Origin of the sequence: Saprospira grandis (assembly GCF_027594745.1) — a bacterium.
Lineage (GTDB): Bacteria > Bacteroidota > Bacteroidia > Chitinophagales > Saprospiraceae > Saprospira > Saprospira grandis.
On the sequence record NZ_CP110854.1, the window covers coordinates 3,940,134 to 3,956,591 of the forward strand.

The 16,458-nt window shown below is 45.5% G+C and carries 7 protein-coding genes; 5 read left to right on the forward strand and 2 right to left on the reverse strand.

Annotated features, from left to right (window positions below; all coding sequences use genetic code 11):
• Window positions 1–281: 281 nt before the first annotated feature.
• The 5 genes from OP864_RS15545 to OP864_RS15565 all read left to right on the forward strand — a co-directional run bounded on the left by OP864_RS15545 (window position 282) and on the right by OP864_RS15565 (window position 6,937).
• Window positions 282–1,349 carry a hypothetical protein gene (locus OP864_RS15545; RefSeq protein WP_270099067.1) on the forward strand — a complete coding sequence of 356 codons (1,068 nt, stop codon included), beginning with the start codon at window positions 282–284 and terminating at the stop codon, window positions 1,347–1,349.
• Window positions 1,350–1,361: 12 nt separating this feature from the next.
• Window positions 1,362–4,130, forward strand: a complete 2,769-nt coding sequence (locus tag OP864_RS15550; RefSeq protein WP_270099068.1) for a phage tail protein — start codon at window positions 1,362–1,364, stop codon at window positions 4,128–4,130.
• Window position 4,131: 1 nt separating this feature from the next.
• Complete coding sequence (locus tag OP864_RS15555) at window positions 4,132–5,229, forward strand: WD40 repeat domain-containing protein (protein ID WP_270099069.1); 1,098 nt, start codon at window positions 4,132–4,134, stop codon at window positions 5,227–5,229.
• A 504-nt stretch (window positions 5,230–5,733) separates the two neighbouring features.
• On the forward strand, window positions 5,734–6,264 hold the full coding sequence (locus OP864_RS15560; RefSeq protein ID WP_270099070.1) for a hypothetical protein: 531 nt from the start codon (window positions 5,734–5,736) through the stop codon (window positions 6,262–6,264).
• Window positions 6,265–6,373: 109 nt separating this feature from the next.
• Window positions 6,374–6,937, forward strand: coding sequence for a hypothetical protein (locus OP864_RS15565; protein ID WP_270099071.1), 564 nt, complete (start codon window positions 6,374–6,376; stop codon window positions 6,935–6,937).
• Between the two features lie 135 nt (window positions 6,938–7,072).
• Here OP864_RS15565 and OP864_RS15570 read toward each other — a convergent pair whose 3' ends face one another.
• Complete coding sequence (locus tag OP864_RS15570) at window positions 7,073–7,846, reverse strand: hypothetical protein (protein ID WP_270099072.1); 774 nt, start codon at window positions 7,844–7,846, stop codon at window positions 7,073–7,075.
• A 698-nt stretch (window positions 7,847–8,544) separates the two neighbouring features.
• Entirely contained in the window at window positions 8,545–15,540 is a 6,996-nt protein-coding gene (locus OP864_RS15575; RefSeq protein WP_270099073.1) for a reprolysin-like metallopeptidase, read from the reverse strand.
• Between the last annotated feature and the right edge of the window lie 918 nt (window positions 15,541–16,458).

Below are 16,458 nucleotides of genomic sequence, written 5' to 3' on the forward strand. Positions count from 1 at the left end.
AGGGGGCGCATTTGGCCTAGCGATGTGCAGCAGTGGCCGTCAGGCCAGACCGAAGCGCGCAGCGCTGAAGGGCCGAGCGAATAGCGAGCTGCGAAACGTAGCGCCGACGAGCGCAGCGAGGCGGAGGCCCCAAAACAGCAGCGAGCTGCGGAACGACAACAAGAACTTTAGTTCGCAGTTCGACGACCAAAGGGAGTAACCGCCGACGAGCGCAGCGAGGCGGAGGCCCCAAAATCTTAAATAAATAAACAGAAAGAAGTTATCCTCAAAAAAATATCCCCATGGCAAAGCAATTACAAAAACAGCAGGAGAAGCAGGGTTTAGGAGCAGTACAAGGGCAAAAAAACAGCATTGAATCTACGGAGGCCGCTTATCCGATGAGTTATACGGCGGGTTATGAAAATGGCTATGAGGCTTATCCTCCTTTATATGGGGAGGGTGAAGTAGAGCGTGTAGAAGCTGGGCAAGAAAACAATGAGCAAGTAGTTGTAGAAACAACAGGAGTAGCTCCTCTTCAGCAAACGCCAGCATTAGCTTTGAATGCAGAAGAGAGTTTGGATGGAATGAGTGCTGGTTTGCAAGTGGAGAGTAGCGAAAGCAGTTCGGCTGGAGATGCTGCGGGAGCGGGAGGAAGTGGTTCTGGAACGGTTGGGCCTACTCCGCCACCGATTGCGCCTACTGAGGATCCTGATTTTAATGCTGTAGAAGAAAAAATTGTAGCTGGAGGAGAACAATATAAAGAGCATGAAGCGGCAGCTTCATTGTCTAAGAATGCCGAATTGGCTGCGCCTTTGGCTGAGGGGGAGCGAGAAGGTTTGGCTGAGCAGGGGCAAATTAACAAAATGGATGCTCAGGAGCCTGCTGCCTTTAATGCCGAGCAATTTGTGGGGGCTTTGATGAATCGGATTGCGGCCATTATGCCTAAAACGGAAAAAGAGGCGGATAATTTTGAGCGCAATGATGGTTTGGGTAAAATGAGTCAGACGGTTTCTGCAGAAGTAGGAAAAGAGAAGCAGGCTGCAGAACATGCGATAGAGGGGGCTAGTGAAGAAGCGCCTCAAGTGGGGGCTGTTTCTGCACGAACCGTAGAACAATTGGAAGGTCCAGAACTAGGTCCTGTAGCTGCGCCAGTTGGTGGAGGAGCGGCTATTCCCGATGCTCGAGAAGCCGTTTATGTAGAAAATGTTGTTGATGATCGTTTGGGGGAAATCGACAGCTTGATGGAGAGCAATGAGGTAAAAGATGAGCAATTGGCAGCCTCTAATGAAGCGAGCTTTTTGACTGCTTTGGGAGAGAAAGAAGGGGCAAAAACGGGCAGTGAAGAAATGAAAACGGCTGTTCGTTTATAAGAAACAGGAATTTTGTCGGCTGCTGCGGGCAATTCAGAGCAATTGGCGATAAGTGAGATGGATGCTTTGTATACAGAGCGAGAACTTTTCTTACAGAATGTTTTGGGTGAGCAGGAAGACAGTTCTGCCGAGCAAACTGCGGAGCGGGCTAAGGTGGCATCAGAAATACATAGTATTTATGAGCGAAGTAAATCTGAGGTAGAACAGCAGTTGAGTAGTTTGGATCAAGAGGTTCAAAATATGTTCAATCAAGCGGCGGCTAAGGCCAAAGCAAAATTTTTGAGCCATGTTCAAACTAAAATGGCTGCTTATAAGGCTGAGCGTTATGAGGGACTTTCGGGAGCTGCTCGTTGGTTGGGGGATGCCTTTACGGGCTTGCCAGAGGAAGTTAATGCGTTTTATGTAGAGGGGCGTGAATTGTATATTGCCGAAATGCGTCAGGCTTTATACCAAATTGCTGATCATATTGCGGCGGGTTTGAATGCGGCTAAAGCGAGAATCCAGGCAGGGCGAGAAGAAGTAACGGCTTATGTAGAAAGTTTGCCGGATGCAGTTCGAGCATTGGGGGAAAAAGCGGCTGCAGCTATTGATCGTAGTTTTGGTGAATTGGATGCATCTGTAAATAGTAAGCAAGATGCTTTAGTTAATGAATTGGCCAAACAGTACACAGACAATCTAGCGGCTATAGATGCTGAGATTGCGGCCATGCAAGAAGCGAATAAAGGCTTAATTGACCACGCATTAGAAGCTGTAGGGGGCGTGATTGAGACCATCATGGAAATTAAGCAAATGCTTACCGATGTGGTCAATGCGGGGGTAGAAGTTATTTCGGCCATTTTAGCCGATCCCATTGGCTTTTTGAGTAATCTTATTGATGGTGTTTCGGCAGGGGTAAATGGCTTTTTTGCCAATGTAAGCGATCATTTGCTCAATGGGTTAATTGAGTGGTTGACAGGGGCCTTGAGTGGGGTAAATATTAGCTTACCCGAAGATATTTTTAGCTTTGCGGGCATTTTGGATCTCAGTGCACAGATTTTGGGCTTGAGCTGGGATTATGTTCGAGAAAAAGCGGTCTATGCTGTTGGAGAAGATGCTGTTTCTGCTATGGAAAGTAGCTTTGAGATTTTCCAAATCTTACAAACAGAAGGCTTGGCTGGTGCTTGGGAATATATTCAAGGACAGTTGGGCAATCTTCAGGAAGTTGTTCTTGGTGGAATTCAAGAGTTTTTAATTACAGCAGTATTCCAGGCCGGAATTGAATGGATTATCGGTTTGTTGACTCCAGCAGGTGCTTTTGTTAAGGCAGCCATGGCCATTATAGATATTGTCAAATTCTTTATCGAAAATGGCAGCCAAATTATGGCTTTAGTGCAATCTATCATTGACTCTTTAGCAGCTATTGCTGCAGGAGATGTAGGCTTTGTCGCACAGGCTGTAGAGGGGGCCATGGCAAGCACGGTACCTATTTTAATCGACTTTTTAGCCTCTTTATTGGGAATTGATGGTCTGTCAGATAAAGTACAAGAAATTGTAGGTTCTATTCGCAAACGCATTGATGATGCGATTACGGGCTTGATAGATAAGGCTAAAGCCTGGTTTAAAGGAAAAGGGAAGGATAAGCGGAAAGCAGAAAATGAGAAAGAAGTCACAGAGGAAGATCGAGCAAAACATAAACGCTTTGCTGCTGAAATAGAAGCAGATTTAAAGAAAATTCAACCTAAAGAGGGCGAATCTTTTGAAGATTTCCGTCAACGAGTGCAAATAAGAGCCAATGAATTGGAAAAGGAATATCAACCGAAGTTAACGGATGGTATTAAGGTCAGTATTCAGTTGACGAGTACAGCTAAGGAGGATGAAAAAGATGGCGATGTGGATGTTCAAATAAAAATTGCCCCTAATACAGAAGTTTTAGAAACAGAGATAAATTTAAATACCGAAAATGAAAGTTTTACTGATTTAGCAGAGGCTATTAAGGAAAATGAAGATTTGCATCAGCCACACCCTAATATTGATAATATAGAAGCAATTATAGGTATAATTGTCACTCGGTTAAATGCAACGCGGAGAGATGGGAATGAAATATGGTTTATTTTAAATACGACTAAAAAAGGAGGCTTTTCTCATAAATTTACATTCCTATTAAAGGAAAAAAGTACAAATCAAAAAAAAGGAAAGCCAGCATACTTAGGAGTAAGCCGAAAGTCTGGAGATTCCATTTGTGCTTCTTGCGGACTACGCGAAGGTGTTTCCAGCCCTCATAATGTTATAACTGCAAAACATGCTAAGGATGCAATTGATTTAGCTTTAGAAGCTATTTTAGTAGGTGGACTTGATGAAAGATCAAAAGAAACTATATTATACAAACATATGAGAGGGCTTGCAAATAGTACAGGAAGTTCTGCCCCTTTACCTACAAAGGGAGATTTTCAAAAACAATGTGAAGTTTGTGAGGGGAGTGCCGCAGGGGATACAGTCGGAAAGTTTCTTGCAGGACAGTCATTGATTCAACGAGCCAATGGCGCTATGGCTGAAAATGGAGATACAGCTGATAGTAGAGAAATGGACAAACAATTTGCAACAACAACTTCTGAAACAAGAGAGTACATTACAATGCAACGAATAGAGTATTTTGCAAAAGCTATTAGGAAAAAGATTATAGAAACAACAAATTCCGAAGAAGAGCGAGATGAACAGATATATACTTTATTTAGATCTAACAGCTCAAAAATTGATGAATTTATAGCTGAATTAACTACATCGATAACCCGGATAATACATTAAGATGATTAAACTTGTCAAAACGATAAGGAGTCTAGAAAGTACAATTAATGGAAATCTTTTTTTTTCAAAGAGAAATGAATTACTAAGCTGGTCTGATGAAGGAACAATTTGCCTCTATGCTTTAGAAGATGGAAGGCAAAAACTAATTAAACAACATCATACGCCTGTTACACAGGTTTTTGTATGGAAAGAACAATTTATTGTTTCTACTGCCTATGATGGACAAATTAACGTTTGGGACAGAAAGACATTTTCTAACTACAAATTATTAGAAAATGTAAACAGAAGCTTTTTGGGGGCTCAAGCTTGGGATGAACAACGAATTATAGCATGGGATGCGGAGGGCGACATATCTATTTGGGAGGTAGAAAATGAGCAAGGAATTTCTATACTGGAGCAAGCCGTTATGGATTATTATAGGAATTCATTACAGCCGCCTTTTTTGCTTTGGCAAAAATATGACTGGCTTGTAAGTTGGGGAAGTATTGAGCTAGATTTTTGGAATTATTTGAGCGGCGCAGTAAAAATTAGTCTATGGGAAGAAAATTTTAATATAGAAGGAGCTTGTTTATTGAATGAAGACGAACTACTTAGTTGGGGAACTGCCTTAAGAATTTGGTCACCCAAAGGAGTTTTAAAACGAGAACTGAAGGGAAATAAAAAACCAATTCGTTTTGCCTTAGTTTTAGAGAAGGAAACAATTATTGCCTGGGATAATCAGCATAGAATTTATGTTTGGACTAATTTTTTGCTCACTCTTTGCTTTGAGCAACACAAAAGTCTGCTTCTTCATGTTTGGCCCATCAATGATGAACTTTTATTATCGAAATCTATAGATGGACAGCATATTATCTGGGACAAAAAAACGGGAGAAATAAAAAATAGTCTTCAGGGCTTTTCTAATGAAGGTTGCCTGCTCAATACATCCTTTTACCTTAGTTATCAGGCTAATTCGATCATGATTTGGAATCTAAAAACGGGCGAAGATTTTATTTTGGAGAATGCACATGATACGAATATTCAAGAACTCCTTCCATTGGACCAAAATCGATTTTTGTCCTGCGCCAAAGATGCAGAGAGAAAAATTTGGGAATGCTAATTTTTGGGGCCTCCGCCTCGCTTCGCTCGTCGGCGCTACGTTTCGCAGCTCGCTATTCGCTCGGCCCTGCGCAAAAAAACAAGTTTTTTGCTGGGTCTGGCCTGCGGCCACTGCTGCACATCGCTAGGCCGCTCAACTGTCTTTTTTCTTCGGCCCTCAAATCCCCCTTTCAAATAGCGGCTTTCAATTAGCAATTGCCTAAAAAACAAGGACAAAAATTTCTCTTGGAAAAAACTGGCCTGATGGCGATGAATGAATTTTTTACCACAATTTTTTCTGCTAGATGTTATGAGCCGATGGTTTTAACCTTCGGCTCATTTTTTTGGATGTAGAATGGCCCTCTTTTTTGATCTGGGTTATATATCGATTCCGAAGGACTCGCAGCTCTGCTCGGTCCAAAACCTAGGATATTTAAATAGTTCTGTCTATAGTTGAAAACAAAGTCTAGAAGGGCTATTTTGAGCTTGATGGACCTCTGTTATTATCGTAAATAAAGACTAAACAATGAATGAGCAACTAAAAGAGCGAATAAAAAAAATATCTGTTCGTGGACGCTTTGCTATAGCCTTACGTATTCTGGAAATAGAACTACCAAAATATCCTGTCTTTCAGCAGAGTCCTACTTCAAAAAACCTAATCAGTAAGCTGAAAGGTTTTACAAGTAGTTCTACATTAGATGATTGGATGGAAGAAACGGATCGGCTAATGCCAGATATAATAATGGAAGATGAGGGAAGCTATGATGCAGAATATTTCGCTGACTTTCTAAAGGAAGAAGATTTCAATGAATTTCACAAGCAGTACAAAGCTTTGCCAAATAGTTTCTTGTCAGTTGTCTGTCATACGTTCTGGATTGGTCAAACAGAAATTTACACCTCAATTCAGACTTATTCAGAAAACACTTATAAATATTTATTGGAGGTAATTAAATTAACTACCGTAGATAACTTGCCTGAAATTATAGCCCGTTATGAGTTTTCTTCCTTTGAGGAGAATCGAGGATGGGGAAATCGCTTTAATTATGATGAGGTCTAGGGCTAGTAGCCTATTAAAGCAAAAAACTATAAATTACAGGATTTAAATAAACTGCAAGTTGATGCGTTTAAACATAAAAGCAATTATTGGATGCCTAGCTGTATTTTCTATGCTTAGCTGCCAAAACCAAGAGAAAGCACAGCCCTCCTCCAATATAGAGGAAGAGCTTAAGCCCAAAAAAGTAGAGCAAATCAGAAGTCCGGATAATTTATTTTACTATGGGAATTTTTTAGGGGCCTTGGATGAAGATTCTTTGGCCTCTAATGGAATCAGAATATTTTTAGCTCAAAATTTTGGGGCTCCTTCATATCTGTTTACACTCAAAGAACAGTCTGAAAATAGTTTTATGCTTGTAGCAAAAACTTGTGGTGGTATTGACCTTGATGAAGACTATGAAGTACTCTATAAGACAGAAAATATCAAAAAAGAAATTTGGGACTCTGTAGTGCTTATTCTGAATGATAATGATTTTTTAAATATTCCTGAAGAGGAACGAATGAAGGGGCATGATGATAGCGACGGTTGGTGCATAGAGGCTAATCTAAACGGAAAAACTAATCTTGTATCAAGAAAATTTACTACTGATGAAGAAATGTATAAGCGCCTTTTGCGTCCAATCAAAGAGGTTTTAGCTATAGATAGCTCAGCCTATGTAGAGCGGATGATTGACTGATGTTTGTAATGAGCGCCAACTCTTTTTGGGGACTAAAGTTCTTGACTACAATTTTATGGGCCAAAGGGAATATCCCCTTGGCCCATTTTTTTGGCGTTAAAATCTAGCCAGATGAAGTACTGATGCCTAATCATCTTATGCAGGCGTATAATAGATACCTAAAAAGCTAAACAGAATCCTTTTTCGAAAACAACTATTGTTATAGGTCAGTTCTTCTTCCGTACTAAATCTGAGACGGCTAAGATTTAGGCCCGCCCGAACGCCTATTTCTTCATTGATATTATAGGCCAGAAAAAACTCATGGGTTGATTGCGAAAAGTAGCCCTTTTGCCGAATAGCGTACTGACCACGATTATCACTACTTATAAAGTGCCCTATTTTACTTTTGCTCATTATCGTAAAACTTCCAATGTCAGCATTATAGCCTATCTTGAGCTTGGGCGTAATCAAATAAGCAACGTTAAAAGTGAAGGAAAACTTCATATAAAAGGGCGTTTCCGCCCGTATACTATCAATTAAATTTTTTTTGATCAGATCTGGCTCTCCTGTAGTGTGGAGTAATTCATTGGCGGCATCAAAAGCCGAAATCCGAAAGCCCAATCCCGCCAACAATCGACGGTTTCTAAGCATAACGATTCCACTATGCATCGAAACTGCAGCATAATAGAGGTTGTTCCCATCGCTACTGCCCGCCCCTAAGGCTAGGTCAAAAGTGATATAGTCTTTAGGTAGGCTATCTTCCTCAAAAGTGGTCAGGGTTTTAGGTAGGCTATCTTCCTCAAAAGTGGTCAGGGTTTTAGGCAGGCTATCCTCCTCGAAAGTGATCAGGGTTTCCTCCTCCTGCCCCCAGCTTTTTGGCCCCATAAAAAGAGCCGCTAATAGTCCCAAGACCATTATCCAATTTTTCATAAGTTCAAGCTTTATTTCTAATAAAATACGCTTTAAGTCAGTTGTTGCTAGCTTTAAAATCGCTAAAAGTTTTATTTTGTATGTAAAGCTATAAAAAAATAATAGGGGATGAATCTTTTTGTGAAAGTTAAACTGTTTAGGCTGATGTTTTTTGGGGCCTCCGCAGCAAAGCTGCGGCGCTACGTTGCGGGGCTCGCTGTTCGCTCGGCCCTGCGTTTTTTTCGCTGCGCTCAAAAAAACTTGGTCTGGCCTGCGGCCACCCCTGCACATCGCTAGGCCGCTCAACGGTCTTTTTTCTTCTGTCTTTTTTCTTCGGCGGCTGGGCGGTTTTGGGGCCATGGGCTGAAGCCCATGGTTGTAGATCTATGCAAAGAGCGGGCTAAAGCCCTTCTTTGCTATAAATGATATGAGCCGATGGTTTTAACCATCGGCTCATTTTTATTGCGTTTGGTATGGCCTCTTTTGTTGTTGTAGGTTTCAACCTACAGGTATATATCCATCCTACAGGCGGCGAAGCCGCCGCAGGCCTAGGGATGGACAGCAGTGGCCGTTAGGCCAGACCGAGGCGCTGAAAGCGCCGAAGGGCCGAGCGAACAGCGAGCTGCGAAACAGCCCGGCCGCCGCAGGCGGCAGGCCCCCAAAAAAAGCCCCCTCCTTCATACAGAAAGAGAGGGCATAAAAACAGTTAGAAAAAGGCCTTAACGGCGAATGACAAACTTCTGGCTAATTTGTCCCTCCGGACTAGAGAGGCGCAAGAAGTAAGTACCTGCAGGCCAATCAAAAGAGAGCGGCAAGCTAAACTGCTGACCACTTAAGCGCTGCTGATATAGCTGGCGGCCCAAAACATCAAAGATAGCCAACTCCAGTTGCTGAGACTGCTGAAGAACAAGCTCTAGCTGCATCTGGCCATTGCTCGGATTGGGATAGAGGCTAAAGGCCTCTGCCCATTGGACGTTTATGCCCGTTACTGCCGATACAAAAATGCTATCTGTTGCAGTACAGCCATTGGCATCCGTTACTGTAACGCTATAGCTACCAACGCCTACATTGGTCAATTGCGACACACTATCTCCAGTGCTCCAAAGATAACTGAAGGGAGCGGTCCCGCCATTTTCGCTAGCGGCCAAAGCGCCATTGTTGCTTGTTGGTGTATGTGGTTGAGTGACCGAAAAGGCGACCTGCAAACTAGCGGGTGCATTTACCGTATCGCTGAGGACAACCGTACAGCCTTGGGCGGTATCAGTTACCGAAACCTGGTAAATACCTCCGGCTAATCCCTGAAGATCCTCTGTATTGGCGCCATTGGACCAACTATAGAGGTAGTTTCCTGCAGGACTGACCGTGAGGTCAAGGCTTCCATCTGCCGTATTAGAGCAGTTCGGGCTACTGCTTAGACTACTCAATACAGGTCCTTGAGGAATATTAAAGCTAGCGCTTCTTTGTTCCTCACAACCATTGGCAGAAGTAATTGTCACGCTATAGTTGCCATTGGCCAAGTTGCTCACATTAGCTGTAGTGGCTCCATTGGACCAAAGATAGCTATAAGGCGCTCCGCCTCCGCCACTGACATTAAGCGCCAAGGCGCCCGTGCCAGGTACACAGTTTTGCTCCGTACTCATGAGCTGGATTTGCATGGCCGCAGGCTCTGTAACTTGAACGCTACGCACTGCACTACATACTCCAGAACTAATCGTTACGGTATAATTACCAGCAGCCAAACCATTGGCTACTTGCGTATTGGCCCCATTGGACCAGCTGTAATTCATGGGAAGACCCGTGCCTGTTCCCACAGCCTGAGCCTCTCCATCTGCATAGCCTGCACAGCTTGCATTCTGGCTAGCTATGGCATTGCTGGCTAAACTGTTGTCTAGGGCCACGGTATAAGCCGCCGTCAAATCACAAGCATTAGCATCGGTTACAGTGAGTTGGTAAACTCCTGCCGCTAGAGCCGTTAGGCTACTTGTATTCGCTCCATTAGACCAAGCAAAAGTGTAAGGCGTCGTTCCACCATTAACAATGGCCGTTAGGTTTCCATCACTACCCGCACAGCTCTCATTATTGATTCCTGTGGCTAGGGTCATGGCGGTAGGTTGAGCTACTGTAGTGCTGGCAACAGCAACACAGCCATTTACATCGGTGGCGGTTACACTGTAGTTGCCCCCACAAAGGTTAATGGGGTTGGCTACTGTGGCCCCATTTGTCCAACGATAACTAATTGGAGCTTGTAGTCCACTGCTTTGTAGACTAATACTGCCATTGCAGTTGCTTGCACAACTTACATCTGTAGGCGTAAGCTGTAGACTACCATTGCAAGGACAGTTGTAGTTGACTACAGCTGTGGCTACAGTCGTACAGCCATTAGCATCAGTAATTGTTACGGTATAAGTACCCGCTACTAGGTTATTGGCGGTTGCCGTAGTCTGTCCATCGGACCAAAGGAAAGTATAGCCAGCCGTACCGCCACTAATTGTAGCCGTAGCTGTACCATCATTTCCGGCACAAGTTTCATCACTACTACTGGCCGAAGCGACCAAAGCAGTAGGTTCATTGACTACTGCAGTAGCTGTAGTTGTACATCCTGCAGCATCAGTAACTGTCACGATATAAGTACCTGCGATTAGGTTGCTTGCGGTAGCCGTCGTTTGTCCATCCGACCAGAGGAAGCTATAGGGCGTTGTCCCTGCGGTAGCGATAGCCGTGGCCGAACCATCATTGCTTGCATTACAGCTAGCATCCGTGGCGCTAGTGGTCGCGGCTAGGGTACAAGGCGTACAGCTGTTGTTGACTACAGCCGTGGCCACAGTCGTACAGCCATTGGCATCAGTAATACTGACGGTATAAGTACCCGCCACTAGGTTGGTAGCTGTAGCCGTAGTTTGTCCATCGGACCAAAGGAAAGTATAGCCAGCTGTACCGCCACTAATTGTAGCTGTAGCTGTACCATCATTTCCGGCACAAGTCTCATCACTACTACTTGCCGAAGCAAGCAAAGCAGTAGGTTCATTGACTACTGCAGTAGCTGTAGTTGTACATCCCGCAGCATCGGTAACCGTCACGATATAAGTACCAGCGATTAGGTTGGTCGCTGTAGCCGTCGTTTGTCCATCCGACCAAATGAAGCTATAGGGCGTTGTCCCTGCGGTAGCGATAGCCGTGGCGCTTCCATCATTGCTCGCATTACAGCTAGCATCCGTGGCGCTAGTGGTCGCGGCTAGGGTACAAGGCGTACAGCTGTTGTTGACTACAGCCGTGGCCACAGTCGTACAGCCATTGGCATCAGTAATTGTTACGGTATAAGTACCCGCGATTAGGTTGCTAGCGGTTGCCGTAGTTTGTCCATCGGACCAAAGGAAAGTATAGCCAGCCGTACCGCCACTAATTGTAGCCGTAGCTGTACCATCATTTCCGGCACAAGTCTCATCACTACTACTGGCCGAAGCGACCAAAGCCGTAGGTTCATTGACCACTGCAGTAGCTGTAGTTATACATCCCGCAGCATCGGTAACTGTTACGGTATAAGTACCAGCGATTAGGTTGGTAGCTGTAGCCGTCGTTTGTCCATCAGACCAAAGGAAGCTATAAGGCGTTGTCCCTGCGGTAGCGATAGCCGTGGCCGAACCATCATTGCTTGCATTACAGCTAGCATCAGTGGCGCTAGTGCTAGCGGCTAATGTACAAGGCGTACAGCTGTTATTGACTACAGCCGTGGCTGTTGTTTGGCAGCCATTCGCATCAGTAATTGTTACGGTATAAGTGCCCGCTACTAGGTTGTTAGCGGTAGCCGTAGTCTGTCCATCGGACCAAAGGAAAGTATAGCCAGCCGTGCCGCCACTAATTGTAGCCGTAGCTGTACCATCATTTCCGGCGCAAGTTTCATCACTACTACTGGCCGAAGCGACCAAAGCAGTAGGTTCATTGACCACTGCAGTAGCTGTAGTTGTACATCCCGCAGCATCGGTAACTGTCACGATATAAGTACCTGCGATTAGGTTGCTTGCGGTAGCCGTCGTTTGTCCATCCGACCAGAGGAAGCTATAGGGCGTTGTCCCTGCGGTAGCGATAGCCGTGGCGCTTCCATCATTGCTAGCATTACAGCTGGCATCCGTGGCGCTAGTGGTTGCGGCTAAGGTACAGCTACAGTTTAGCGTGACGGCCACACTACTTACAGCAGTACAGCCATTGGCATCAGTAACCGTAACAAAATAGTTAGCTGCGCTTAATCCTGAAGCTGTAGCCGTAGTTTGTCCATCAGACCAAAGGAAAGTATAAGGAGCTGTTCCGCTAGTGGCAGAAACAGTTGCTGTACCATCATTTCCAGCGCAGCTTTCGTCGCTGCTGCCAATTCCTGTAACTACCTCACTAACGGTGATAGCAGAAAGGACAATGAGGGTATCACTAATACAGTCATTTGTGGCAACAAGGGCCACATCATAGGTTCCAGCAGTGTTATAGCTTACACTAGGGTTCATTGCTGTGGAGCTAGCGGGGCTTCCACCAGGGAAGAACCACTCATAGCTATCCGCATCGGTAGAGCTATTATTAAATGTAATGCTATTGCCCAAACAGATCGTACTGTTATTGGGGCTAAAGTTAGCCGAGGGCAAGGTCCCTAAAACGGGGACAATATAATGAGCGACATCAATTCCCCAGCTACCGGTTTCGTCATAGGCGTGCCAAGTTCCGTCACCCCATTGTTCCCAAGCGGTAGCGGGTGATGTTTCTCCATCGGTGTTAGTAATGAGTGCAATGGTATCGTTGCCATAGGTATATTCTATACCGACAAAGAACTCATTGGAGGCGGGTAAGGCAATGTTTCCAAAGGGAACAAAGGCCACATTATTTCCGCCAGCAATCAAGGTAACAATATCCTGATAGGCGATAGGAATACTGGCAATTACGGCTCCTGGCGTTCCGCCTGTACCATCCCAAACTTGTACATTAAAGCTATTGCTAGCATTGGCGGCTACGGCCTGACCAAAACCAAAGTAGGCTCCAGTCAAATGCGTATTGGCTCCGCCATAATTAAAGTAGTCCGCCTTGGCAATATCTCCATAGCCATTGTGGCCAGCTAGATAGCCACCTGGTCCACCTGCATTATAGAGGGCTGGATTGTCATTAGCTACATCATAATTCGAAATTGTATCACAGGCTTGTAGGCCAGAACTAAAACTGGCGCTAGCCGCTGGCGAACTTCCACAGCTATTTGTTGCAATGACCTGCCAGAAGTACTGCGTCCCCGTCCCCAATACATTAGAAGTATAGTTGGGAGAGCTGAGTCCTGTAGCTTGGTCGACAATATTGGTAAATGCTGCATCTGTAGCAATGCTAATATCATAACTAGCTCCTGCCGCTGCCGACCAGTCAAAGTTGACGGGTAGGGCCACCGCTGTTGCGCCATTGGCTGGACTGTTGAGCGTGACGGCTGTAGGTGCAGGGTCATTAACAATTAGAGTCAAAGCTAGACTTTTGTTCCCTGAGGTGCTGCTCGCATTAACGGTAAAGGGATAACTACCCGCTGCGGTTGCACCACTTACATTGAGGCTTAGTGTGCTGCTAGATGCAGGCGTAACGGGGTTGATACTAAAGTTGCCCACAACTCCTGTCGGCAAACCACTAAGGCTAAGCGTAACTGGGTCGCTATAGCTGCCAATTTGGCCCACATCTATGCTGTAGCTGGGCGTGGCTGCTGCACAAACGGACTGACTGTTATTCGTTGTACTTAGCGTATAGTCATTAGTGGCCAAAACAATCGTAAAGTCATTATCCGAAATGTCAAAGAAGTAGCCATTGGCGCAACGCACCATAATGCGGCCGGTGGTTGTGCCTACATTAGGAACGCTAATGGGCTCAGTTCCATCATTGGGAACATTGCTAGCTAGTACGGTCGGATAGGTCAATCCACCATCTGTAGAAAGTAGAATGTCAACATTGGCGCAGCTGACTGGGCTACCATCGGTGCCAGCTACATCCCAAGTTACGGTTTCTGTCCCGCCTCCATTCCAGCTAATTCCACTAGCAGAGGGATAAAGAACAACAAAGGGCCCAGAGTTGGCATCTACAGTCACTTGCATATCTGCATGATCAGTACAGCCTCCGCCAGCAGCATTATCGCGTACGGTTACTCTAAAGTCCATAACCCGACTTACAGAAGGAAGTACTTCCCAGGTAAAAGGTCCACCTGCAGCCAAATCCACTAAATTGGGGAAGTAGCGAGTTGGGTCAGTAACTGGCTCAAAAGAACGGAAGTTTGGTCCTGCCGTAGAACTAGCTACAGGAGGCATGGTCGCTGTAGCATTTTCCATCTGTTCCCAACTATAAGTCAGGGTATTGCCATCGGGGTCTGTGGCCGAGGCGGTCAATGAAAAAGGCGTATTGGCTGGAATGTTAATGTTGGCCGCTGGGGCATTTACGGTAGGGGCATTATTGGCCAAGGCCGTTGTGGCCGGACAGTTGTGGCCTGCTCCCGTAATAAAGGCGCCCATTTCCTCCAATGAAATCGAGTGAAAGTAGTCATCACTCTGGTTTTGTACATTGGGGGCACAAATGCCAGCATATCCCATAATGGTAGAGGCACTACCGGGCTCCATGGCGGTGGCATTGTTGCGGTTACAGTTGTTGTTTTGGGTGTGGTTACATCCAAATTGATGGCCTACTTCATGGGCCACATAATCAATATCGAAAGGATCGCCAATGGGCGCAGCACTACCCGTAACTCCACGGGCTTTGCCCGAGTTGCTACAAACAACGCCCAAACCAGCCAATCCACCACTGTTGGTCCCAAACACATGACCAATGTCATAGTTGGCCGAGCCAATTTCGGTGTCAATATTAGCCTGATTTTCAGTAATCATTGTGCCTGGCGCTCCATTAGTATAAGGGTCCGTTGTTGCATTAGTATAAATAATGAGGTTGTTGTTGGCCACCAAGTTCATCCGAATGGCCATCTCTCGCTCATAAACACTATTTACTCGGTTGATGGTGGTGGTTTGTGCCGCTAGGGCCAAGGCTACCGTACCCCCATGAAATTGAGTGTATTCTCCTGTGGCGGCAACGGCCATGCGGTAGGTCCGCAATTCACAGCTCCCAAAACGAGCAGCAGTCTGCCCAGCAGCCTTAAAGTTAGATAAGGGAATATTGTTAGCCGTCAAGCCACAAACAAATTGCTTGGGAGCAGCTGGCCGAAAGTCCCGACGGTTATAAACAATATAGTGCTCAATATCGCCCCCGCCAAATTGATAGGGGTCAATATAGATGGTTCCCTTGCCCGCCGTCAAAATGATGGCGTGAAAGCCCTGTGGGGTCAAATCAAAACGAAGCGACTTGGAGGGGTCATTGATGCTCCGCCCCGCATAGGTCTGAATTTCCGGAAACTTTTCCGCCAATTCGGTCTCCATAATCGGCGACTCTACAATGTCAAAAACTTCATAGCTGCCATCGGGCATAGGCAAGCTCAAAAGGGTCTGGCTAATCGCCGCAATGGGCGTTCGCTCCATAGGGGCCACATCTAAAATGGCCCGAATTTCATCTAGGTTCAATCGAACCGTTTGGTACTGCTCTGCAAAAATGTAGCGAGTACCCGATTTAGGGATTTGGTCCTCGGCTATTGGCGACCAAAGCTCTGTTTGCCCCCACAATTGGGAGCCCAAGAGCAATAGCCAAGCCAGTAGAAAGGACCTGAGGTAGGTCAGTTGCATAGGCGTTTACTGCTTAATGATTTAAAAATGAGTTAAGAAGTCCTTAATATAAAGCTTCTCTTTTTTTAGAACGCCTTTCCTGCCCTTATTGTGTGTTGATCTTTAAAAGAATAATTATAGGGAGAATTTGGGGCCCGCGGCCAGCAAAGCTGGCCGCCGCTATGCTGCGGGGCTCACAGGTCTGTTCGGCCCTTCAGGCTCCACTTCATTTCGCCTTCGGTCTGGCCTGCGGCCACCCCTCCGCAGCGCTGGGCCGCTCATCTTTTGTTTTTTCTTTTGGCTCTCTTCTTCGGCGCATTTGGGCCCATGGGCTGCAGCCCATAGCCGATGATTGGCAAAACTCCTTCTTAGTCGTCCTGAAATCTACGATATAGCTTGTCAAAGTCATTGAATATAGTTACTAAACTGTTCGGTATAGGTCCCTCTATTGCATAAGAGTCGTCCTGAACTCCATGGTATAGGTTGCAGAAGTGTGTAATATACGTTAGGGGACTGTACGATATAGGTTGTGGAACTACATAATATAGGTTGTATGACCCCAAAATAGACGTCCTAGGACGTCTATTTTGGGGTATAGGAAGCTACCCAATGGGGTTTGTGGACGTATCTCATGGAGTTCAGGACGTACCTAATGGGGTTTGTGGACGTATCTCATGGAGTTCAGGACGTACCTAATGGGGTTTGTGGACGTATCTCATGGAGTTCAGGACGTACCTGATGGGGTTTGTGGACCTAATTTATACCTTAGAGGACCCCTATTTTGGGCTTATGCAACCTCTAGGCTTCGCAGCCTGCCATTCATCGCCTAGGGACAAGCCCCCAGGCTAACCCGATAGGGTCAGCCCCAAAGGGCCTCAAATTATGATTTACGGCTTTGCTCATCTATTTTTGTAGAGAAGTGCATATCCAAAGGCCCTC